Genomic DNA, 22,794 nt, shown 5'->3' with positions numbered 1-22,794 from the left:
CGGCGATCCCGGCACAAGCTGCCATCCACACTGGAACCAGGAGAAGCTATGAAGCACACGATGACCAAGCTGGCGGCAGCCATGACGCTCGCCGGCCTGTCGCTCGCGGGGACCGCATTCGCACAGCAAGCCGAGGACGTGAAGGTCGGTTACGCCGGACCGCTGACCGGTGCGCAGGCGCACTACGGCAAGGACATGCAGAACGGCATCACGCTCGCTGTCGAAGATTTCAACGCCACGAAGCCGATGATCGGCGGCAAGCCGGTCCGCATCGTGCTGAACTCGGCCGACGACCAGGCCGACCCGCGCACGGGCACGACCGTCGCGCAGCGCCTCGTCGACGACGGCATCAAGGGCATGCTCGGCCACTTCAACTCGGGCACGACGATTCCGGCGTCGCGCATCTACGCGAACGCGGGCATTCCCGAAATCGCGATGGCGACGGCGCCCGAATACACGACGCAAGGCTTCAAGACGGCGTTCCGCATGATGACCTCCGACACGCAGCAAGGCTCGGTCGCGGGCGAGTTCGCGGTGAAGAACCTGAAGGTCAAGAAGATCGCGATCGTCGATGACCGCACGGCATACGGCCAGGGTCTCGCCGACCAGTTCGAGAAGGCGGCGAAGGCGGCGGGCGGCACGATCGTCGTCCGTGAATTCACGAACGACAAGGCTGTAGACTTCAAGGCGATTCTGACCAAGATCAAGTCGACGAACCCGGACCTCGTGTACTACGGCGGTGCGGATTCGCAAGCCGGCCCGATGGTCAAGCAGATGAAGACGCTCGGCTTCCGCGCGCCGCTGATGGCGGGCGAAATGGTGAAGACCGACACGTTCGTCAAGATCGCGGGTGACGCGGCGGACGGCACGGTGGCATCGCTCGCCGGCCTGCCGATGAACGAAATGCCGGGCGGCGCGGACTACGAAGCGAAGTACAAGAAGCGCTTCAACGAAGACGTGCAGACGTATTCGCCGTATGCCTACGACGGCGCAATGGCGATGTTCAACGCGATGAAGGCGGCCAACTCGACGGACCCGGCGAAGTACCTGCCGTTCCTCGCGAAGACCGACATGCAGGGCGTGACGGCGAAGCACCTGTCGTACGACTCGAAGGGCGATCTGAAGAACGGCGGGATTACGCTGTATAAGGTTGTCGGCGGGAAGTGGACGACGCTGCAGAGCGTGGGCGGGAAGTAAGCGGTTCAGGCTTTCTGCGTTGTATCGAACGGCTCGGTTCGCATTTGCGGCCGGGCCGTTTTGTTTTGGGCGTTCACGGAAGTCAGTTCGTTCTGACTTTTCGTGCGAAGGGGCCCTTCTGCCCGACACCTTCCTGATAGCTCACTTCCATACCTTCCTCGAGTTCGTCCGGATCGATGTCAGTGAGCGCGGTATACGGAAAGAACATGTTCTTGAGGCCGATCTCTGGTCTGATGAGACCGTATGTCTCTTTCAGCACTTCGATGAAACCGAGTTTCCAATCCGCTTCAGCCGCGCCGGAAGGCAGTCGACCATCACGCCGACGCTGGAACAGGCCGCTCAGCACGATGCGTTCGTCACCGGAGGTGTTGTCCATCCTGTCGATCACCTCTGACATCGCGATGGAGTAGTTCACCTCTTTGAGAAGCATCTGGCTCGGCCGTGCCACTTTGATCTCGCCGCTGGCAGTTTCAAAGGTGAAGAACCAACTGACGGTCATGACGCGAATTCCAAGCGTCTTGAGCTTGCGCGCGAGGGGAATATAGTCGCCGTCGCTAGCGATCAGTACGACGACATCGAACTGTTTGTAGATCGCCAGTTCGAACGCTTCGAGAGCGAGCCAGACATCGACGCCCTTTTCCTTGCCGACGAAGTTCATCGGGAGATAGTGCGCAGTGACGTTTTCGCGCATGAGCATGTCGTCGACTACGCGCTCATTGAACAACGCTTTCTCACTGCTCTTTTGCGCGGAAAAGCGTCCACGAAAGTAATGCGCGTCGATGACCTGGCAACTACGGACATCGACGTTTTCGTTTTCGGAGACGGAATAACGTATGTAGTCGTGGAGGCCCGAGACTGAGATCCAGGCCTTCTTTTCATGTTGATGGTTGTAATACTTGCTGACGCGATCGAAGTAATTCCCGTCGTAGAACACGCCGATCTTGGTCAGTTGCCTCGCTGCGTGGGACATCGTGCAGTCGCTCCTTTTTATCGATCATCGAGTCCACTCTCTGTATCGAGAGTGCGGATTCGATTATCGGAAGCGGCGCGATGCCATGGGTAGTGCCGAATGCTGAATTAAAGCTGCCTCGAAGCAGGTCACTCGCGCTGATGCTTGTCTTGCTTATTCCCCGTCACCATCGCCCGGATCAAATTCTCCCGCGTCCACACGCTCATCAGCACCGCCGCCGCGACGTGCACGCAAACGCAAACCTCGACCGCAACGGAGAGCCACGCGTGAATCTCTTGTGGCCAGTCCTCGCCCCAGAACGCGTCGAGCCGCATGATCCAGCCGGACACCGCGAGCGCGAGGATCAAGAACCAGAGAAAGAGCGCCATCAAAGCGCCGAGCGGATTGTGCGAAACGTGATGCATCGGCTTGCCTTTCGCAAGCGATCGCAGATAGTCGACGAGATGCGAACGCGTCGGCCACCACGCCGAAAATCGCGCGTGACGCGATCCGACGAATCCCCACACGATGCGCGCGGCCACGAGCCCGGCCGCGACATATCCCAGCACGCGATGCGTGGAATCCGTCGGTCCGAACAGATTCCACAGCACGATGCCCGCGACGGCCCAGTGCGTCAGCCGGACAAAGCCGTCCCAGACCTTCACGATTCGAGCGTCATTCGACTTCCGACTTCACGACAGCCAGCGTCTTGGTGTCGTAATAAATCTCGACTTTCTTGCCGTCCTTGTCGTGGCCGTAGATCTCGTAGCAGTTGCCATCGACCTTGAACTTGCGAATCTTGTAGCCTTGCGCCTCGAGTTGCGCCTTGGCGTCCGACTCCTTCATCCATTCGCTTTTCGGATGCGCAGTGCAGTCGGCTTTCGCGAATGCCGCGCCCGAAAAACCCAACGCCAATGACAAGGCCAGAATCTTAAGCATCGCTAACTCCCGGTGTTTTTGAACTGGCTACTCTACTGCCACCGGGAGACGACTGCAAGAAGATTGAAAGTTTGTCGCTTAGCGCTGTCCTTGCTGGCGAATTTGTTCGAGTGTCGCGCCCGGCGTGCTCTGATCCTGCGGAATGCGGATTTCGATCACCGCGGGCAAGCCGGATATCCGCGCGCGTTCGAATGCGGGCATGAACTGTTCCGTCGTTTCGACGCGTTCGCCGTGCGCGCCGAACGCACGCGCATACGCGACGAAGTCCGGATTCGTGAGCCCCGTCCCATGCACGCGGTTCGGATAGTGCCGCTCCTGATGCATACGGATCGTTCCGTACTGCGCGTTGTTCACGACGATGAAAATCACCGGCAAGTCATATTGCATTGCCGTGGCGATTTCCTGACTCGACATCATGAAGCAGCCGTCGCCCGCGAACGCGATCACCGTGCGGTCCGGATAAAGCGACTTCGCGGCGATGGCGGCGGGCACGCCGTAACCCATCGCTCCGCTCGTCGGCGCGCACTGCGACCGGAAATGCCGGTACGAATAGTGCCGATGCAGCCACGTCGCGTAATTGCCCGCGCCGTTCGTGAGGATCGAATCGGCGGGAATGTTTTCCGCGAGCTGGCGCATGATTTCGCCGAGCTGGACATCGCCGAGCATCGGGCGCGGCTTGCGCCATTCGAGATACGCGGCGTGCGCGGCTTCGGCGCTTCCGGCCCAGGAAACATTGGCGGGCGGCTCCAAAGCGGCCAGAAGCGACGCGATTTCCGGCATGCCCGAGACCACGGGCAAATCGGCGCTGTACACGCGCCCGAGTTCCTCCGCGCCCTGATGCACGTGGATGAGCGTCTGCTTCGTCTTCGGGATGTCGAGCAGCGTGTAGCCGCCCGTCGTCGATTCGCCCATGCGCGGGCCGAGCACGAAGAGCACGTCGGCATCGCGCACGCGCGCGGCGAGCGCCGGATTGACGCCGAGGCCGACATCGCCCGCATAGTTCGGATGTTCGTTCGAGAGCGTGTCCTGATAACGGAATGCGCAGCCGACCGGCAACCGCCAACGCTCGACGAAGCGCGCGAAGTCCTGCGTCGCTTCGGTCGTCCAGCCGCTGCCGCCCGCGATCAAGAACGGTTTCTTCGCGCTGGCGAGCACATCGCGCAAGCGATCCATCTGCGCCGCCGACGGCGACGCCGCCACGCGCTGATAGCGCGGCACCGGCGGCACGGCGGCCACCGCTTCGGTCAGCATGTCTTCCGGCAGCGCGAGCACGACCGGACCCGGACGGCCCGACGTCGCCGTGTGAAACGCGTGGCTCATATATTCAGGCACGCGGCGCGGGTCGTCGATCTGCGCGACCCATTTCGCCATCTGCCCGAACATGCGCCGATAGTCGATTTCCTGAAACGCCTCGCGGTCCATGTGATCGCGCGCGCATTGGCCGATGAGCAGGATCATCGGCGTCGAATCCTGAAACGCGGTGTGCACGCCGATCGACGCGTGCGTCGCGCCCGGCCCGCGCGTGACGATCGCGACGCCCGGCTTGCCCGTCAGCTTGCCGACCGCCTCGGCCATGTTCGCCGCGCCCGCCTCGTGGCGGCAGACGATCGTCTGGATCTGCGAGGTTTCGTCGTGCAGGGAATCGAGCACGGCGAGAAAGCTCTCGCCGGGCACGCAGAACACGCGCTCGACGCCGTGATGCACGAGCGCATCGACGAGCAGACGCGCGCCGGTGCTTGGGTTTTCGGGAGAAACGGATTGCGCGGAGGGGACAGCGGACGCCATGCGAAGAAGTCTCCTGTGAGTGTCCGGACCGTCGCGGATGCGAGCCGGACCGTGAGCGAATTGCCCTAAAGCTTACGCCGTCGGCCACGCGTCCGGAAAGAAGCGAAGCGGAATCTCGTGCCGGCGCGCCGCATTTCCATCAGCCGAAATACCCCTTTTTCTCACCCTTTATCCAGCGATGGACGAATGGTGAAGTTCGCAATAATGGCCTCACTGAAAGCGGACACGGCAACGAGCCAGGTGGTTCCGCCTCGCAAAGATCGCAGTTTCACCTCATCGGGGGCAAGTTTGAACATTCGTAAATTCATCGGCGCGAACAGCCGCGACGCACTGCGCCAGGTTCGTGAAGCGCTCGGACCCGATGCCGTGGTGTTGTCCAATCGCACGCTGGATGATGGCTCCGTCGAGATCGTCGGCGTCGCGGACAGCGATATCGCGTCGATCTCGCCCGCCGCGAAGGAACAAGCCGCGCGTTCGGCAGGCACGTCGCGCGCCGCGCTGGCGGCAGCGGCCGCCGCGCTCCCGGCGAAGCAATCCGCCGCGAATCCGTACACGAGCGGCGACGTGTTCTCGTCGGTGTTCGGCGCGAACACCGATTTCGACGATGAAGACGACATCGCCCACGAACCCGAAGCCGCGCCCGCCGATGAAGCGCCGCGCACGATGGCCGACACGAACCCGTGGCTGATCGAGCACGCGAAGCGCATCGCGCAGCAGGCGGCGATGCCGTCGAATCGTCCGCTGACGGCGTCGGCCGCGATCGCTCGCGGTATGGGCGTGCCGGTTCCGGTCGTGGCGCAGGAGCCGCGCGCCGGCAAGACGCCGGAAGCAGGCAAGTACGTCGTTCGCCAGCACGCGCAGGCAGCGGTCCAGCCGCGCGTCGAATCGAAGGTCGACACGCCCGACTGGGCGCGCGAAGCCGCGCAGATCGCCGCGCGCCGCGCCGCGCAGAAGATCAACGCGAGCGCGCCGCACGCCGAAGCACCGGTCGCGAGCACCGCGCCCGCCGCGCCGGAAGGCGTCTTCGAAGGTTTGCCGGCCAATGCGGCGGCGGTCGTGACGGAAGCGGTTCGCGCACGCATGGAGCAGGTCGTCAACGAAACGGTGATGAACGAGCTTTCGTCGATGCGCTCGATGATGGAAGAGCACTTCTCCGGTCTGCTCTGGGGCGAGCGCCAGCGCCGCAATCCGACGGGCGCCGCGCTGACCAAGCGTCTGTTCGCCGCCGGTTTTTCCGCGCAACTCGTCCGCATGATGGTGGACAACATGCCGGAAATGGAAAGCGTCGAAGGCGCGCTCGAATGGGTGCAGCAGGTGCTCGAATCAAACATTCCGGTGATGGACAGCGAAGACGCGCTGATGGAACGCGGCGGCGTGTTCGCGCTGATGGGCCCGACGGGCGTCGGCAAGACGACGACCACCGCGAAGCTCGCCGCGCGCTGCGTGATGCGCTTCGGTGCGAGCAAGGTCGCGCTGCTCACCACCGACAGCTACCGGATCGGCGCGCACGAGCAACTGCGCATCTTCGGCAAGATTCTCGGCGTATCGGTCCACGCGGTGAAGGACGGCGCCGATCTGCAGCTCGCGCTTTCCGAGCTGCGCAACAAACATATCGTGCTGATCGACACGATCGGCATGAGCCAGCGCGATCGCATGGTTTCCGACCAGATCGCGATGCTGTGCGGCGCGGGCCATCCGGTGCAACGCATTCTGCTGCTCAACGCGACGAGCCACGGCGACACGCTCAACGAAGTCGTGCAGGCGTACAAGAGCGCGGCGGATCAGCCGCCGCTCGCGGGCTGCATCCTGACCAAGCTCGACGAAGCGACGAATCTCGGCGGCGTGCTCGATACGGTCATCCGCTACAAGCTGCCGGTGCATTACGTGTCGACCGGCCAGAAGGTGCCGGAGAACCTGTACGTCGCGACCAAGCGTTTTCTCATCAAGAGCGCGTTCTGCATTCCCCGCGACGGCTCGCCGTTCGTGCCGCAGGACGAAGAAGTGCCGGCGCTGCTGTCCGCGTTGTCCGCGCGCGCCACGACCGAACTGCATGGGGTGCACTTTGGATAAGTTCGTGCTCGACCAGGCGGAAGGTCTGCGACGGCTGCTCACGCGTGCCGGTTCGCGCGTGGTGGCGGTTGCGGGCGGGCCGGCGGGCATCGGATGCACGTCGGCGGTGGTGAATCTCGGCGCGGCGCTGTCCGCGCACGGCAAGGATGTGCTCGTCATCGACGAGCATCGGGACGCGGGCTCGGCGAGCCGCATGCTGGGTCTGTCCGATGCAGGCGCGCTCGCCGCGGTGATGTCGGGCCGCCGCGCGCTCGCCGATGCGGTCGAGCGCACGCCGTTCGGCTTTTCGCAGATCGCCGCGCCGCGCGACGAACGCATCAGCCACGACGCCGCGCAGTGCCGCGCATTGCTCGACGGTCCGGCGGACATCGTGCTGATCGATGCGCAACTGGACCGCCACGGCGCGCTGTCGACGCTCGCGGCGCAGGCGCATGACTTTCTCATCGTGACGCGGGTGGCCGCGTCGGCGATCACCGAGGCGTATGCGTGCATGAAGCGCCTGCACTACGCCCATGCGATCGGCCAGTTCCGCGTGCTCATCAATCACGTGCAGAACCCGGCCGACGCGGCGGTCGCGTTCGACAACTTGTCGGGCGTCGCGAGCCGGTATCTGGCCGTGTCGCTCGTGCATGCAGGGTATGTGTCCGAGGATGCGCGCGTCGCTCGGGCAAAGGATCTCTCACGCTGCGCAGTCGAAGCGTTCCCGGCCACGGCCGCGGCGCGCGACTACCGCGCGATCGCGGCGGAGCTCCTCCACTGGCCGATGCGTCCCGCCGCTTATCCGGCGAAAGCGGACGGCCAGAGAAACGCGCGCATTCCGGTAGGCGACTCTGATCGTGGCATGCGGGAGGTTCTCTTCCCCGCGCATGCAATGAGCAGCACGGCGTCGATGTGATCAAGATAGGTGACCAAGATGTATAACGCCCAAGGCAAACTCTCACAGTCGGACGTCCTGACGAAATATGCGCCGCTCGTTCGTCGGCTGGGGCTTCAGCTCGTCGCCAAGATGCCGGCGAGCGTCGATCTCGACGATCTCATCCAGGCCGGCATGATCGGCCTCCTGGACGCGGCGAGCCGCTACAAGGAAGATCAGGGAGCGCAATTCGAAACCTACGCGAGCCAGCGCATTCGCGGCGCGATGCTCGACGAACTGCGCGCGAACGACTGGCTGCCGCGCAGCATGCGCAAGACGTCGCGCGAAGTGGAATCGGCGGTGCACAAGGTCGAGCAGAACCTCGGCCGCGCCGCGAGCGAGACGGAGATCGCCGAGCACATGAAGATGCCGCTCGACGAATATCAGTCGATGCTGCAGGACTTGCACGGCAGCCAGTTGATCTATTACGAAGACTTCGACCGCTCCGCCGACGACGAGCCGTTCCTCGACCGCTATTGCGTCGATCGCTCGGACCCGCTTTCGGCGCTGCTCGACGACAGTCTGCGCGGCGCGTTGATCGAAGCGATCGACAAGCTGCCCGAGCGCGAGAAGCTGCTGATGAGCCTCTACTACGAACGCGGCCTGAACCTGCGCGAAATCGGCGCGGTGATGGAAGTGAGCGAATCGCGCGTGTGCCAGTTGCACAGCCAGGCGGTCGCCCGCCTGCGCACGAAGCTGCGCGAGCAGGCGTGGACGAGCGTCGAGGCGTAAGCCCGGCTAGGTGATCTCGAAGTCGTGCGTTTCGGCGAAGACTGTTTTACCTTCGCCGAGACTTTTCGCGCGATACATCGCGCGGTCGGCGGCGCGCAGCACGGCGGTGATGCCGGACTGATGCGCGGACGTCGCGCTGGAAAGCAGACACGCGCCGATGCTCGCCGATACCGACACCGGCCGTTCCTGCACCGTTGTCATCGCGGCGAGCACCGAGTGAATGCTGTCGGCGACGGACAGCACCGCCGCGCGGTCGCGCACGTGATGCGCGAGCACGACGAACTCGTCGCCGCCCAGACGCGCGATGGTGTCCGTCTTGCGCATGCGCCTCGCGAGCGATTGCGCGAAGGCTTGCAGCAGCATGTCGCCGACGGCGTGACCGTAGGTATCGTTCACTTCCTTGAAGCCGTCGAGATCGATGAGCAGGAGCGCGGTGGCATCGTCGCCATCGGTTTCGCGGGCGGACATCGCGCGATCGACGACCCGTTCGAGCGCGTATCGGTTGGACAGACCCGTGAGCGGATCGGTCGATGCCTGACGCGCGAGATCGCGATTCGCGTTGCCGAGCCGGTCGACGAGCACGCTCAAATACACCGATGCGCCCAGCACGCTCAACCCCAGCCCGATCGCGGCGGGGAGATTGGCGCGCCACCACGGCTGCCAGACGCCGAGCGCCGCGACGATGGCGAGCGCCGTCGCGCATGACACGGCGAGCGTGCGCTTGCCGTAACGGCATCCGGAGCCGATCAGAAACCAGAACATCACCCAGATGAGCGGCAGCGCGATCGCGCCGCCCGCCGCGAGCGCGAGCCCGAGCAGCGTTTGATCGCCGATGGTCGTGATGGTGAGACGCTTCTCCGAAGGCGCGCTCATGCGATTGACGACGAGCAGCGTGAGCGCGCCGTAACACACGTAGAGCGCGACGAAGCGCGCGACCGCGAGTGCATCGTACGACGGGCGGAGCCACGAATAGATGCCGTAGGCCAGAAGAACCGCCGCTCCCATCCAGACCCGCAGCGTGGCCTGCTCGCGTTCGGGATTCCGGTGCCCGGACCATGCGAATGCATAAGGCCGGCGTGCCGGTTGATGCGCCTGCTCCATACTGAACCCCTGGATGGTGATTTCTTTCTTTTATCTTGCTGTTGTGTACTGCGGCCCCGTCGCGTGGCATCGGCTGGATGAATTGATATCGAAGCGCGCCGAGCGAGCGATCCGCTATTTTGCAACGTTTTGCGAAGACGCTGTGTTTCGTGTAAGAACGCCTTTGGGACATCTATTTCCGATTCACCGCGATGCGCGACGAAACTCTTTCTCTGGCCGGCGAATGGCTGCCCGTTTGCAATAGCGAAGACGTTCCCGAGGGCGGCGCGCGCGGGTTCGTCGTCGCCGATGAGCGGATCGTGGTGTGGCGCGACAGCATCGGCGCGGCGCATGTGTGGCGCGATTACTGTCCGCATCGGGGCGCGCAGTTGTCGCTCGGACACGTGATGCGCGACCAGATCGTGTGTCCGTATCACGGCTGGCGCTACGACATCGAAGGACAGTGTTTGCGGATTCCGTCGAATCCGTCGCTGCGTCCTTCGAAGCGCGCCTGCGCGACGACGTATGTCAGCGCGGAGCAGTACGGCGTCGTGTGGATGTGCTTCGGTGAGCCGGCTTACGCGCTCGATTTCTTTCCCGAAGCCGGCATTGCCGGTGGCCGGCGCATCAATCTCGCGCCGCAGACGGTGCGGTCATCGGCGCCGCGCGTCGTCGAAAATTTTCTCGATATGGCGCACTTTTCGTTCGTGCATGCCGGGATTCTGGGCGAAGAGGCGCACACGGAAGTGCCGGACTATGACGTCGTGCAGACGCCCGATGGCGGACTCGAGGCGCGGCGGTGTCGATACTGGCAGCCTGCGGGCATGCCCGGTCAGGGCGGCGGCGCGATGATCGACTATGTGTATCGGGTGAAGCGGCCGTTGATCGCGAGTCTCACGAAGATGGCGTCGGGCGGGCAGGGCGCGCTGCATATCATGCTGGCCGCGTCGCCGGTCACGCAGACGGAGACGCGCGCGTGGCTCGTTTCCATTCATGAAGACGACACGGCGCACAGCGATCAGGAGCTTTACGACTTCAATATGGAGATCCTGATGCAGGACACGCCGATCGTCGAGTCGCAATGGCCTGCGCGGCTGCCGCTCGATCTCGATGCGGAGTTGCATCAGCGGTGTGACCGGATGGCGGTGGGGTATCGGAGATGGTTGGCGGGGATGGGGTTTGAGTATGGCACGGTCAGCGATGACCGGGCTCTTGAGTAGGCCCGGTCGATCAGCACACCTCCAGACGTGAAAACGCCCTGGGGTTCGGCGTGTCCGGGATAGGTGGACGGCTTACTGCCAAGGGCGCGATGTCCGGATAATAAACGAACCGGCAAATGTGATTGCCGCAAATTTCGTCGAGGAAGAATTCTTGGCGCGCCCGGCTGGGATCGAACCAGCAACCCCTGCCTTCGGAGAGAGAAATTGCCCCAGTGTATGTAAGGCCCTTTGACCTTAACGCGTTGATTCTACGATATTTCTGAGAAGCATGGGTTTGTTCATCTCAGCCCGTGCTAATAGGAATCTGACCCGTGCTACGCCATTTCTCCGCCGGCAACGCATCAAATGCTATTTGCCACGGTACCTTCGAAGTCGCAGCTTGCGTCGATAGTTCGGCAAGCCAACAGTCAGTGTCATCAACAGTGACGTCACGACCGAACTCCCAATCTTGGTCGTCTTCTGTCTCCGCGGCGACTGGCTGAGCACGACCACCGTTGCATTCGGGCTGTACGCATCGACGGTGGTAAGCGCTATACGGCATATCGCTCTCAGTCACGAGAATCAGCGTGTCAAGGAAGTCGTCCGAGTCCAACGCGTCATGAGCGTCCCAATAGTCAACCTCCGGCCAAATCCAAGGCGGACACGGAGCCTCGCCAGGGTGCCAAGCGCTGATCCAATGCCGAAAGAACTGCTCCATCGAACCCGCTGGATTGGCTCGTTCGAACCAATCTTCCCATCCCTCACGGTTCACGACATGGCAACCTAGGCGATCGATCGCGTCAAACCAGTTCTCGAACGAAGCCAACCGCTCCTCCGAGGATGCATTTGCCCACTTTTTGCGTCTACCGTTGTTTGACCAAGGAACTTCACCTCGGCGCACGTGAGCAAGTCCCGCGATAAATATCTTGTTTGCTTTGTGACGATTGTTGACCTGCGCCTTAATCGTCTCCTTCATCTTGTCCTTAGGTTCAACTTCTCTGCCTTCGGTTAAGCCTGCGCCACTGGACAGCTGGACATATTCAATAAGTTGCCCAAGTCCGAATTCAAAAACGAACCTATCCGTGAGCACGCCACGACCCTTGTCGTAGCCTTTGCCGACGATCCAAGCGAATTCCCAGTCTTCCAGCCCACTTGGCGACGATTCAACACGCTCGCCTGAATTCTTATTGAACCTTTTTCGCGTAGTTTTGCGACACATTTCTGTCAGTTTCCCCCAAGGAAGGCCGAGTTTTTCCTCAATCACAGCACGTGCGATCTTCCCGCCCAAGGTCAATGCGGCCACTAGATCGCAGGCTAGCGCATGCCTGTGGGCGCGCTCCTCGTCCTCGATCCAAGCACTTCGTCCCGTCATCCCAAAACCCCTTTGTATGCGCCATGTGCAGCGAGCGACGCGACCCCGAATATTTCAAATCAGATTACCTGATCCATATAGGAGCTCGCAATGCCTTTTGAGAGTAGTCCCGTCGGCGACTTTCGCGTGACGTTCGGACAGCTAGACCCGAGTGCGCTCATCTCGCCAAAGGAATTCGCTTGCCTCCTTGGTATCACGCCCGGCGCGTTCTACCAGCGGAACATGCAAGGAGAGTTTCCTCGCCCCGCGATAAGCCGAAATCGATGCGTACGATGGCGCGCTGCTGACGTGCGGGAGTGGCTGAATGGTCTAAACACTGTCGCACAGCGCCGTGGTCGCCCGCGTAAATCGGAGACAGCGTGACTCCTAAGGAAGTCGAGGCTGCGACGGGTGTTGATCCTGTAATCACGATCCGAAAAAGTCGTGAATTCGACTACCGAAGCATTCCGACATACCTACTCGAAGATTGGCGGTTGAGCCTGGACTCTCGAGCGGTAGCCAGCTGGCTTGCCGGCAAGGAGAACGGATGGGAAGTTCGCATCGGCCCATTGCGCCATATTCTGGGCATCAACGGCAACACCCGATGGTCGAGGATCGCGCGGGAGCTAATCGCGGCTGGATATCTTAATCGCTCTCGATACCAAAACGCCCGCGGTCACTGGCGGTGGGCCTATGTCTTTTCGCTTGTCCCGCCAGTGCCGCCTCATGAAGGGTTGAAGAATCGTAAGCGACCGGCTCCTGACGGTGAGCGTGAAGCGGCCGAAAACCTGTTTTCCGAACTCGGACAGTCCGAACTCGGAACGTCCGCATTCGGGAAATCCGCGCGCAAACAGAAACAACAAAATACAAAAGCTATTAGTAACAACAACACGACAAAAAACCGGTTTAGTTCGTTTTCAGATCTGATTTTCGAGTCGGAGGCACAACCCCATCGCGCAATTTTTCGTGAAGTTTTCGGTCAGTTTGACCCGATTGCACACTCCACTGCGCAGCAAATCGTTGACGAGTTCGTAGCCAATGCACGAAACGGGAAAGCCATCGCAGATGTTAAGGGATGGGTGCGGTCACTGGTTGAACGCGCACTCGGGCATCAACCGGGCGAGAAATTTTCACCGAAAGGAGGACTCGCGGTCGCGAGTGCAAGAAGTCGACGTGCTTTGGTTAACGAAGCTATCCGTATCAGAGACGCAGCACGCGAAAAGCGGTCCGCTGCGGAGCGAGCGGCGATTGGACTGCCGGCGTCTCAGGCTGGCCCAGATCGCGGACAACTTGATCGCTTAATACGGAACGGAGCCGAAAAGAAAAGGAACCGCGTCGCGAATGCAGATGGCGACAGTACAGCTTCCTGACGCGTCGAAATCGTGTCTGTCTCTTGTCCGGACGGCATGTCGGACAAGAGGGGGCTTGGCTGCTTTGGGTCGTAACACCGACATGCGAAGGCATGTCGTGGTGCGGCCCAAAATTGACGAGCCCTACCCCTCAGGGGTCGAGGCGCATAGCGACTCGGGGGTGGTTCTAAGTCGATTTCTAAGTGTGGAGGACTCGATACGCCCGACATCGAACAAGGAAAAATCCGCACGCTGTGAAACCTAACCATTGACGCACGCTATGGGAAAAGCCAAGAAACCCGCTCTGAAGGTGCTACCGCCAAACTGGCGCGAGACCCTATGGCGACAAGCATGTGAACCACAATGGCGAGAATCTAGGCCGCAGTTGCTTTCGGCGCTCGCTATTCTCTGGCTCACCGGATGTCGTTCGGCGGAACTCGCCATTGGCGCGCAGGTCGCTGTGCGCGGGGGACGTCTTTTAATAAAACTGGGAGGCGCGAAGTGTGTCGACGCTGGTGGACGGCAGCGAGGGCAGCCAACACGCATTATCGGATTTACGGCTGATAGTGATGCAAATCCTGCGCTGAAGCATTTGTATGCCATGGCTGCTCACTACGCAATCGACGGGACGGCTCAGTTCACCATTGCTCACGACAAGGACTATCTCTACAACAGCGTCGTGCAGTTGGGAAAAAGCACCTTCCCGAAGTTGCGAACGCGTGTCAGTCCCTATTGCTTCCGCCATCAAGTAGCTTCCGACATGAAAGCTGATCCCGAAATTTCGTTGGAGCATGCGGCCAAGGTCATGGGCCATTTGAGCGACTACAGCATTGGAAAGTACGGGCACGCGGCCCACGGACGTAAGGGAAAAGCTGGAAAGATCACCGCGCCTTTCGTTCAGACGTCGCGAGAGATCAAGCATTCGCCGAAAGTCGATCGGTTGGCTCGGTTCAAGATGGCCAGCGCGAAGCGCCGCGACTACAAGCCAAATTGATCCATGCCGTGTTACGGACGACCGATGCGTCGTTGCAGCGTTGTTCGTTCCGGCGTCGATGGCACCTTTCAAAGAAATCTTGGTCCTCACAATGCGTCGTTGCGGCGTCGTTGTCGGTCTCAGCAGCGGTGAAGGAAAAGTGTTCTGCAAACGAAATTTCAGGGGATACGAATGGCAGAATCAGATCCTTACCTTGACGTGGTCATGAACGGCACAAAGGAGGAACTCGACCGCTTCCTGGCATTCTTTCTCCACGAGTGCCCCACAAGCATGATCCCAACAAGGCAGCAAGTACTGCAGTGGGTCGATGCGTTGGAGAAGCGCGGCCCGGAATTTGCCTCGGACGCTGCCGCCTGCCGATTGATTGTTTCGGACGACGGAGGCTTGAAATCCCAAGACTAGTTACCGACGCAAGTGTTGAGTGATGCGATGCAAACGGCAATTCGCCTGACGCTCCACCAGCCTGTATGCTTGGGGCCGGAGGAAATTGGCGGCGGCGGCATGGCGATCTATGAGGCAATGCAGATGTGGGCGGACAGGTTGTCGGCATGGTTGTAGTCGCGGCGGGGGCCGTGGCACTTCTCTAAAACATGAATGCGCGACTCTCGCGCACGGGGACAGCATGAAATATCTGATGGCAGTGATTCTCTTGGCCGGTCCGGCTATCGCGATGGCGAAGGATGACGCGTCAACCGTAGGGAGCTCATCGAAGGGCGATGCGGCGATGGAGCGCGAGTTCGGCAGTCTCAACACCGGCCGGGTTCGGAACCTGTCGCCTGCTGGATCGCATCCGTCGGGCGACGCGGCCTTGGAGCACGAATTTGGCAGCCTCAATACCGGCCGCGTCCGTAATCTGAACAAGAAACCTTAGTAGCCTTGCGATCGGCGCTTGACGGCCAATCTCGGCCGGTCGATCACGCCTCCAACAGACGTTAGGAGGTCCGTTTTTACTCGTTCAACGGACATAAAAGACTCAAACGCTTGGATCGTCGGGGGGCGCTATCGATTCGCACCGGCTTAGGCTCCGGCATCCCTCAGACATGTTGCAAGTCCGATAACTTGAAGGTTTTGTTGTTCAGGGCTTCCGTCGGGCCGTACAAGCACATAGCAGGCAGGGGACGCTTGCCTGAGGTCGGAACCCAGTTGGCCTCCAATCCCTCTGGCGCTTTGGGCCTACGTAAATCGTTAAGCCACCGTCCGTATTCTTCTTCATGTTGTCGAGGTTGTAAGAAAGCGTCGTGCGGTTGGACTTGCCGTAGATAGATGTATTAGTGGCCCGCTCATATACCGTCAACGCCCAGAATTGCTTGACTGGCATCTGGCAGGAACGTCAAGCTTGTATAACTTGCCGGCCTCAAGCATATGTCCGTTACTGTCCGCCACGGCTATCAGATACTGCGTTGCGGGATCCGCAGCCAAGACCTTGGGCACGTAGGTGCGCCAGATGTACTCGGCTGCGCGGTCGATCAGGTCGATCCTGTCATCGTAAGTGAACTAAAGGTCTTGTTCGTGTCGGCCTGAAGAAGCGATGTGTAGTGCCCGATCCGGCCAGAACAGTTTGTCTTACGGAAAGTGGTCGAACCAGTACTGCATATAAAACCACGCATCGATCGCCGCCCGGTGCATTCGGAGGTTGAAAAGCAAGGAGTCCTTCCACCGTACCTGGACGATCTAACAAAAGCTTGCCCGGAACCATAATTCCCCCGTGCTGCATCGGCCGACTTGCTCTATTCTGGCATCCAGATGGCTATTTACCCGGCTTTGCAGTTTCCACGTTTCCACAAGCGACTAGCTCCGACAGGAGCACAACTGGCCTGAGCAGACTAACGGAACGCGTAGGCGGCACCTGCACCAAACGTGAGCTGATTCCGCGTTCCCCGCTGGACAACGATAGGACTATCTCCCGCAGGACCAGTCAGACGCTGATAGAAGACTAGCGCTCCCGCGTACCAGCTTCTATCGATTTGATAGACGCATGCGAGCCAGCTGGTGATCTGCTCGACTCCCGATGCAGGGCTGTAATAAGGCAGTCCGCTACGCATCGAGTCTTCACTGGTTACGCCAAAGTAGGTGTTGTTGAACCCGCCGCTGGCCCAGCTTGCACCAAGCCCGACACCGGTGAAGATGCGCGGGGACAGCGGCAACCATGCGCTACCGTTTAGGGACAGCCGTGAGCCTGTAAATACGGCGCCTGCGTTGGTGGTCACCGTGAGCTCGCCGCGCAGGCGGTAGGGCACTGTTCCGCGGTGAATGTACTCGTAACCGATGAACCCGCCGCCTTCGACGGTCGTCGGAATGGTGTGGATCTTCGAAACGACCGGGTCGTCGACATCGTGACGGCCGAGACGCAAGGAGGCGGCAGGTCCCCACTCAAAGCCGGTTCCACTTCCCGCATCGAACTGCGCGTACGGCCCGTACCATTCGAGTAAATGGCCGGAAGCGGTCGTATAGCGCAGCCCGGGCAGTCCTCCGACTATCCGCTCGTTGCCGCCGGCGTACTCTGTCGTGGTGCCAAGGCCTACGCCGAACAGGTTCGGCAACGAGCCCGGCAGATCAATCGGGCCGGCAAGCACGCGGTGAGCCACGCAAACGGTCACCGCAAAGAAGAGGAGGCGACGGGCGCCGAATCTTCTCTTCGATGTCATAGAGCCTCGCGGAATAAGGTCGACTCGGCAGGAAACCTCGATAAATAGCGACTATTCCGGAATAGTGGTAGCCCTCACAACGATCATTGGCATATTTGCGACATTGCGCCGACTACCTATAGCGTCCTCAAACGGAGCGACCTCACAATCGGAGCCAGTTGCGCCGTCGAAAAGCGTGGACAAGCCACGGACCAATTTGGCGAGGGCTTTCATGAAGCAGAAAATCTTACTTGCAATTCTGTTCTCCATGCTCTGCCTGATGTCAAACCAGGCGGCGGCGGGCGGACTGTACCTGTACGAAGTTGGCGGCGAGGATGTGGGTCTTGCCAGCGCAGGCCTGGCGGCAAGGGCGCAGGACGCCGGCACCATCCTTGGAAATCCGGCGGGCATGACACGCTTGAACGGCGACCAGCTCAGCACGGGGCTGCAAGTGCTCACCGGCAATGCAAACTATCACTTGAGCGATTCATCGGCGGTTCAAGGTAGCAGTCCCGGCAATGTGATAGAACCGTTCCCCTCTGCGAGCCTTTTCTACAGCCACAGCGTAGACGACCGTCTGAAGGTCGGCATTGGCATTTACGGTGATTATGGATTGGCGCTGCACTACGGCGACTGGGCAGCGCAGTCGCTGGTCAAAGATGCTGCGCTTACCGCGCTAACGGTTCAACCGACGGTGGCTTACAAGCTCAGCGACCATTGGTCAATCGGTGCGGGGTTGGGAATCAACTACGGCTATTTTTCGCTGAAACGGCAAACGCAGGACGGTGAGCAGAAAGACAGCGACCACGACTGGGCCACCAACGCACACGTTGGCGTCCTTTTCGAACTCAACCCGAGCACCCGATTTGGCCTTACCTATACCAGCGAGACAGACTACAACTTCAAAGTCAATCCGACCGGAACCGTGAGTTATATGTTTCATCCGCTGCCCGGTGGTGCTGGCTTCACGGTGACCCGTGACATCACCTTGCCTCTGGCCGGTCTGGTCAAGACGCCGCAGCAAGTCATGTTCAGCGCGTTTCACGAACTCAATGCGCAGTGGAACATCATGGGTAATCTTGGTTGGCAAAACTGGTCCAGATACAGTGCCAGTTCGATTTCGGTGGCTGGAAATGAACTGGCCGGCAACGACAGGCTGCGGGATACCTGGCACGCGGCCATCGGTGTCCAATATCAGTTTTCCAGTTTGCTGCGGCTTGATGGCGGCATTGCGTACGACTCGAGCTTCTACAAGAGCCAGAGCAACGCTTCTCTCACAATGCCATCGGGTGCGGCCTGGCGCTTCGGCATCGGTGCGCAATATCGAATGAGCCCGCAGTCCACGCTTGGCGCTTCCTTTGAATATCTGCAGATGCAGGGCAGCACGGTGCAGAGTCCGCTCATTGGCGGCCAGTTCAATACGAACCACCTTTATTTCGTCGCAGTGAATTACAGCCACCAGTTCTGACCGCAACAGTGACCCTATGTGCCAGTACGCCATTCGCGATGGCATTGAAGGACCGAACGATCTGCTCCTGTTGGCACGGTACGACTGAAGCAGGCTTTCGGGCTCGGCCGGGATTCAACAACCGGTGTTCCAAATGCCTGCGGTAAATGACGTCGAAAGCTTGCAGCGGCCCGAAGCTAGAATAGGTGCGTTGCAGATACGCCTGAACACTTCCCATACGGCCCTCAGATTTTTAACTTTTTGGGTAACACTTTTCCCATGCACCGTCTAATGTAGTTCAGGTGCGGTTACGTTTGCGAAACCGCAAATGGACATTTACCGCCGAGAGAAATCTGGTGTGCGCAAGCTCGTACCGGAAGCGGAGCGTGCGCGTTGGCACGAGTTGCGCGACGTGTTGATTGAGATGCGGTTGGAGATCAAAAAGTATGGAGTCGTTCCGACCAGTTATTCGGGCCGGATCTATCGGATACAGTGCGCTGCCGCGACCCTGACTCGGGAAAACGTGGAACGGTTTTCGGGCGGCCACCGGACTCGATAAGGGGTAAAGAGACAACCTCGTTTCGCATCGAATGAAGAATTCCTAATCGAAACAAGCGCAGAAAGCGCGGTCAACACGAGGGACGTTCAATTGACGAGCACCCGTCGGCTTGCCAACGTATTCGGCTATTTTGCCGCATTACTGCTGACAGCATCGGCCGCGCACGCCCAAAGTGATTCGGATCTTGCAAAGCAACTGAGTAATCCGGTTGCGGCCTTAATCAGCGTCCCGTTTCAGTTCAACTACGACGGCAACATCGGTCCAAATCGTGACGGGGACAAGTACTACCTGAATTTTCAGCCGGTCGTCCCATTTCAGCTGAACGACACGTGGAATCTCATTTCCCGGACCATATTGCCTGTCGTCTCCCAGAGCAGCGTCACGCCGGGTTCCGGCTCCCAGACGGGGCTCGGCGACGTCGTTCAGAGCTTTTTCTTATCGCCACAAAAACCGACCGAAAGCGGATTGATCTGGGGCGTGGGGCCTGTCTTTCTGTTGCCAACCGACACGGACCGGCTGATTGGTGCGGAAAAATGGGGTGCCGGGCCAACCGCCGTCCTGCTATGGCAATCCAACGGATGGACTTACGGCGCGCTTGCCAACCATATCTGGTCATTCGCCGGCAACGGCAATCGGCAAGGTGTGAGTTCCACGTTCCTTCAGCCTTTTCTCAACTACACGACCGCGGACGCGTGGACGTTCGCTCTTAACACCGAGTCAACCTATGACTGGAATCGTCACCAATGGTCGACGCCCATCAATGCATTTGTTACCAAGTTGCTCAAGTTCGGCACACAGCCAGTGAGTATCGGTGCAGGCGTGCGTTACTGGGCGGCCAGTCCTGATTCTGGACCGCACGGATGGGGCGCGCGCCTCGTGCTGACGCTGCTTTTCCCAAAGTGACTCCGCTTCTTATCCGTAGAAAGATGCCCGTCCATGCTTTTTCGACCCGTAACGGAGGCTGTCATGTCTGACCCGAAAGAACCCGCATACCCCGGTGCACGCAGAACGTTCTTAAGAAGCGTAGCGGTCGTCGGAGCCGCGACCGGATTGTCCGGTGTCGTTGGGGAAACGTTGGCGCAAACAGCGGCTGCCCGGCCTACCAGTGCGTCCAACAAACCTGCGACACCGGCAACTATTGACATCAACCGGCAATATGCGGAGTTCCTTTCGTTCGCCGATGCGCAGGACTTCGAGGACGCCAAACGCGGCCTCGTAGCGACCCTTCCTGATCCGGGCGTCATACCGGGTCCGGGTGGTGTCGCGGCTTGGGACCTCCAGCCATTCGCATTCGTGAATGGCGGCCCGGAAAACAACGCTCCGCCGACGGTTAATCCGAGCCTCTGGCGTAACGCCAAGCTCAACATGAACCACGGTCTCTTTAAGGTCACCGATGGCATCTGGCAGGTCCGCGGCTACGACCTGTCGGTAATGAGCATCATTCAGGGGGACAACGGCTGGATCGTTGTCGACCCGCTGTTGACGAGCGCGACCTCGTCCTACTGCTGGAAGAACCTCGTCATCCCGCATCTGGGTGACAAACCGATCACCCACATCATCCACACGCACAGTCACGCCGACCACTATGGCGGCGTTCGCGGCGTTGTAAGTGACGAGGACGTGCAGTCCGGCAAAGTGAAAATCCTCGCGCCAGCCGGTTTCACCCCAGCCGCTGTGGGAGAGAACGTGATTGCCGGTAACGCGATGAGCCGGCGCGCGAGCTATATGTACGGGGCGCTGCTGCCGCGCACGGCCACCGGCAATGTGGACGCGGGCCTTGGCAAGACGCTCTCGTTCGGTAACGTGACGATGATCGAGCCCACGATGTACGCCGAGAAAACCGGGCAGAAGATTACGCTCGACGGCGTGGAGCTCGTCGTGCTGATGGCGCCGGAATCCGAAGCGCCAGCCGAATTCATGTTCTATCTCCCGAAATTCAAGGCCTTCTGCGCGGCCGAGGATGCCACTCATACGCTTCATAACCTCTATACGCTGCGCGGGGCCAAAGTCCGCGACGCGTTGCTCTGGTCCAAGTACCTGCAGACTGCCATCGACATGTTCGGCGCCGACATGCAGGTCCTGTTTGCCTCCCACTACTGGCCGACCTGGGGTAACGAGCGCATCAACAGCTTTCTGCGCTCACAGCGCGACATGTACCGCTATCTGCATGACCAGGTTATGCGCATGGCCAACTCCGGCATGACACCACTTGAGATCGGGGAGGCCATGCGGCTGCCGGATAGCCTCGCAAAGCACTGGTACTGCCGTAGCTACTACGGCACCGTCTATCACGATTCCGTCGCACAGTACAACCTGCGCCTCGGCTTTTTTGACGGTGTTCCCGCCAATCTGCACCGCCTGCCGCCCACCGAAAACGGGAAGCGATATGTTGAATATATGGGCGGAGCGCCTGCGGTGCTTAAAAAGGCGCACGCATCCTATGACAAGGGTGATTACCGCTTCGTAGCGGAAGTCGTCAACCACGTGGTTTTTGCTGATCCGCAAAACGTCGCCGCGAAGCAGCTGCTCGCTGATGCGTATGAGCAGCTTGGCTATCAGGCCGAGTCAGGACCGTGGCGCAACTTCTACCTCACAGGGGCCATGGAGTTGCGTGACGGGGTGAGAAAGCTGCCCGCGGCCAATACTCAGAGTCCGGATACTATCAAGGCCATGCCGCTCGATATGTTCCTCGACTATCTGGGCGTTCGGCTAAATGGAGATCGCGCGGCAGGCAAAACGGTCACATTCAACCTCTCGCTCACTGACACGAACCAGAAGTATGTCCTCGGCGTGGAGAACAGCGCGCTGCATTACTCCCCCGACAAGACGACGAACAATGCCGACGCGACGATCACAATGACGCGCGCCGACCTCAACAACATCATGATGGGGCAGACCAACATGCAGAAGCTCGTGATGGCGGGCAATGCAAGGATCGACGGCGATAGCCAAAAACTCGGTGATTTTGTCTCGTGGCTCGATACGTTCGAGTTCTACTTCAATATCGTCACGCCGTGAGGTGATGCCATGTGTGCGATTTGTAATTTCAAGGTTGACTTCGGCGTCAGCCACCCATCGGCGTTAACCGTGGCGGTCGCAACGCGAAAGGCGATCGAGGCAGGACTCATCGAGCCGACCGATGCCGCAGAGGGCACGCTTGCTGCGGCACGGGCGCGAATGTCGGCTGTTGATGCCCTGAATCTGCTGCAAGCTCGTATCGAAGGCGCTCACTCCGACGACTTGCTGCTATCCGTTCCGGACTTCTACGTACTGCTCATCGAGAACGACACGTGGGGATTCTTCCACGCAACTTCGGAAGGTTTCGACCCGGACATTGTCCCCGAGATGCCCGACGTGACCGCGGCAGAAGAGGCAAAGCGCAGCAACATCCTTATTGCGTCAGAGGCGGCATTACGCGGATGGCTGGACGGGCGCGTCACTATACAGCACGCGTTGGGCGAATCGCTCTTCATCGTGGACGCGACCCCAGCTTGCGCCACATCACTGACGCTGATGCTCGCACACGCAGAGTCAAGCGTACCTGCCGACTGCTGATTCGCCTGCGAAATTCGCGGCCATCCCGGCGCGACCGAGATGAAACGCGCA

21 protein-coding genes are annotated in these 22,794 nt (G+C 60.2%); 13 read left to right on the top strand and 8 right to left on the bottom strand.

Annotated features, from left to right (window positions below; genetic code table 11):
- Positions 1-48 precede the first annotated feature (48 nt).
- Positions 49-1,197, top strand: a complete 1,149-nt coding sequence (locus NOV72_RS07240; RefSeq protein WP_106853912.1) for a branched-chain amino acid ABC transporter substrate-binding protein — start codon at positions 49-51, stop codon at positions 1,195-1,197.
- Positions 1,198-1,279: 82 nt separating this feature from the next.
- Here the strand turns inward: NOV72_RS07240 and NOV72_RS07235 are convergent, their stop codons facing one another.
- The 4 genes from NOV72_RS07235 to NOV72_RS07220 all read right to left on the bottom strand — a co-directional run bounded on the left by NOV72_RS07235 (position 1,280) and on the right by NOV72_RS07220 (position 4,870).
- The gene (locus NOV72_RS07235) at positions 1,280-2,167 is read right to left on the bottom strand and encodes an NYN domain-containing protein (RefSeq protein WP_181290884.1); all 888 of its coding nucleotides are present in this window, start codon (positions 2,165-2,167) and stop codon (positions 1,280-1,282) included.
- 128 nt (positions 2,168-2,295) lie between these two features.
- Positions 2,296-2,811 carry a cytochrome b/b6 domain-containing protein gene (locus NOV72_RS07230; RefSeq protein WP_106853911.1) on the bottom strand — a complete coding sequence of 172 codons (516 nt, stop codon included), beginning with the start codon at positions 2,809-2,811 and terminating at the stop codon, positions 2,296-2,298.
- A 10-nt stretch (positions 2,812-2,821) separates the two neighbouring features.
- Positions 2,822-3,085 (bottom strand): PepSY domain-containing protein, encoded by a 264-nt coding sequence (locus tag NOV72_RS07225; protein ID WP_106853910.1) that lies wholly within the window; start codon positions 3,083-3,085, stop codon positions 2,822-2,824.
- A 78-nt stretch (positions 3,086-3,163) separates the two neighbouring features.
- A complete protein-coding gene (locus tag NOV72_RS07220; RefSeq protein ID WP_106853909.1) occupies positions 3,164-4,870 on the bottom strand; it encodes a thiamine pyrophosphate-binding protein in 1,707 nt (568 codons plus the stop codon).
- A 288-nt stretch (positions 4,871-5,158) separates the two neighbouring features.
- Between NOV72_RS07220 and flhF the strand changes: the two genes are divergently transcribed.
- Genes flhF through NOV72_RS07205 form a run of 3 tightly spaced genes read left to right on the top strand, consistent with a single transcriptional unit; the run spans position 5,159 to position 8,585 of the window.
- Complete coding sequence (flhF, locus tag NOV72_RS07215; RefSeq protein WP_106853908.1) at positions 5,159-6,940, top strand: flagellar biosynthesis GTPase FlhF; 1,782 nt, start codon at positions 5,159-5,161, stop codon at positions 6,938-6,940.
- Positions 6,933-7,835 (top strand): MinD/ParA family ATP-binding protein, encoded by a 903-nt coding sequence (locus tag NOV72_RS07210; RefSeq protein ID WP_106853907.1) that lies wholly within the window; start codon positions 6,933-6,935, stop codon positions 7,833-7,835. The genes flhF and NOV72_RS07210 overlap by 8 nt, the downstream gene beginning before the upstream one ends.
- Positions 7,836-7,853: 18 nt before the next feature.
- On the top strand, positions 7,854-8,585 hold the full coding sequence (locus NOV72_RS07205; protein WP_106853906.1) for an RNA polymerase sigma factor FliA: 732 nt from the start codon (positions 7,854-7,856) through the stop codon (positions 8,583-8,585).
- Between the two features lie 6 nt (positions 8,586-8,591).
- On the opposite strand, the gene NOV72_RS07200 is transcribed toward NOV72_RS07205, so the two are convergent.
- Entirely contained in the window at positions 8,592-9,686 is a 1,095-nt protein-coding gene (locus tag NOV72_RS07200; RefSeq protein WP_106853905.1) for a GGDEF domain-containing protein, read from the bottom strand.
- A 191-nt stretch (positions 9,687-9,877) separates the two neighbouring features.
- Here NOV72_RS07200 and NOV72_RS07195 point away from each other — a divergent pair, with 191 nt between their 5' ends.
- On the top strand, positions 9,878-10,885 hold the full coding sequence (locus tag NOV72_RS07195) for an aromatic ring-hydroxylating oxygenase subunit alpha (RefSeq protein ID WP_106853904.1): 1,008 nt from the start codon (positions 9,878-9,880) through the stop codon (positions 10,883-10,885).
- 283 nt (positions 10,886-11,168) lie between these two features.
- On the opposite strand, the gene NOV72_RS07190 is transcribed toward NOV72_RS07195, so the two are convergent.
- Positions 11,169-12,167 (bottom strand): hypothetical protein, encoded by a 999-nt coding sequence (locus tag NOV72_RS07190; RefSeq protein WP_146149953.1) that lies wholly within the window; start codon positions 12,165-12,167, stop codon positions 11,169-11,171.
- 428 nt (positions 12,168-12,595) lie between these two features.
- On the opposite strand from NOV72_RS07190, the gene NOV72_RS31845 reads away from it, so the two are divergent.
- The 4 genes from NOV72_RS31845 to NOV72_RS07170 all read left to right on the top strand — a co-directional run bounded on the left by NOV72_RS31845 (position 12,596) and on the right by NOV72_RS07170 (position 15,429).
- Positions 12,596-13,585, top strand: a complete 990-nt coding sequence (locus tag NOV72_RS31845) for a hypothetical protein (protein WP_146149952.1) — start codon at positions 12,596-12,598, stop codon at positions 13,583-13,585.
- Positions 13,586-13,844: 259 nt separating this feature from the next.
- Entirely contained in the window at positions 13,845-14,558 is a 714-nt protein-coding gene (locus tag NOV72_RS07180; protein ID WP_106853901.1) for a hypothetical protein, read from the top strand.
- A 171-nt stretch (positions 14,559-14,729) separates the two neighbouring features.
- A complete protein-coding gene (locus NOV72_RS07175; protein WP_106853900.1) occupies positions 14,730-14,960 on the top strand; it encodes a hypothetical protein in 231 nt (76 codons plus the stop codon).
- 220 nt (positions 14,961-15,180) lie between these two features.
- Positions 15,181-15,429: a hypothetical protein gene (locus NOV72_RS07170; RefSeq protein WP_106853899.1), complete on the top strand. Its 249-nt coding sequence runs from the start codon at positions 15,181-15,183 to the stop codon at positions 15,427-15,429.
- 204 nt (positions 15,430-15,633) lie between these two features.
- Here the strand turns inward: NOV72_RS07170 and NOV72_RS33105 are convergent, their stop codons facing one another.
- On the bottom strand, positions 15,634-15,876 hold the full coding sequence (locus NOV72_RS33105; RefSeq protein WP_216858861.1) for a DUF1214 domain-containing protein: 243 nt from the start codon (positions 15,874-15,876) through the stop codon (positions 15,634-15,636).
- A gap of 505 nt (positions 15,877-16,381) precedes the next feature.
- Positions 16,382-17,203, bottom strand: coding sequence for a MipA/OmpV family protein (locus NOV72_RS07160; RefSeq protein ID WP_106853898.1), 822 nt, complete (start codon positions 17,201-17,203; stop codon positions 16,382-16,384).
- A gap of 211 nt (positions 17,204-17,414) precedes the next feature.
- Here NOV72_RS07160 and NOV72_RS07155 point away from each other — a divergent pair, with 211 nt between their 5' ends.
- The 4 genes from NOV72_RS07155 (at position 17,415) to NOV72_RS07135 (ending at position 22,743) form a co-directional block, all read left to right on the top strand.
- On the top strand, positions 17,415-18,650 hold the full coding sequence (locus NOV72_RS07155; RefSeq protein ID WP_106854055.1) for an OmpP1/FadL family transporter: 1,236 nt from the start codon (positions 17,415-17,417) through the stop codon (positions 18,648-18,650).
- A gap of 628 nt (positions 18,651-19,278) precedes the next feature.
- The gene (locus tag NOV72_RS07145) at positions 19,279-20,091 is read left to right on the top strand and encodes a transporter (RefSeq protein ID WP_181290882.1); all 813 of its coding nucleotides are present in this window, start codon (positions 19,279-19,281) and stop codon (positions 20,089-20,091) included.
- 63 nt (positions 20,092-20,154) lie between these two features.
- Complete coding sequence (locus tag NOV72_RS07140) at positions 20,155-22,206, top strand: alkyl/aryl-sulfatase (RefSeq protein ID WP_106853897.1); 2,052 nt, start codon at positions 20,155-20,157, stop codon at positions 22,204-22,206.
- Between the two features lie 9 nt (positions 22,207-22,215).
- The gene (locus NOV72_RS07135) at positions 22,216-22,743 is read left to right on the top strand and encodes a hypothetical protein (RefSeq protein ID WP_106853896.1); all 528 of its coding nucleotides are present in this window, start codon (positions 22,216-22,218) and stop codon (positions 22,741-22,743) included.
- Positions 22,744-22,794: the final 51 nt, after the last annotated feature.

Origin of the sequence: Caballeronia novacaledonica, assembly GCF_900258035.1 — a bacterium.
GTDB classification, from domain to species: domain Bacteria; phylum Pseudomonadota; class Gammaproteobacteria; order Burkholderiales; family Burkholderiaceae; genus Caballeronia; species Caballeronia novacaledonica.
The sequence above is the reverse complement of the archived record's forward strand: the minus strand, read 5'-3'. Positions and strand labels throughout refer to the sequence as shown.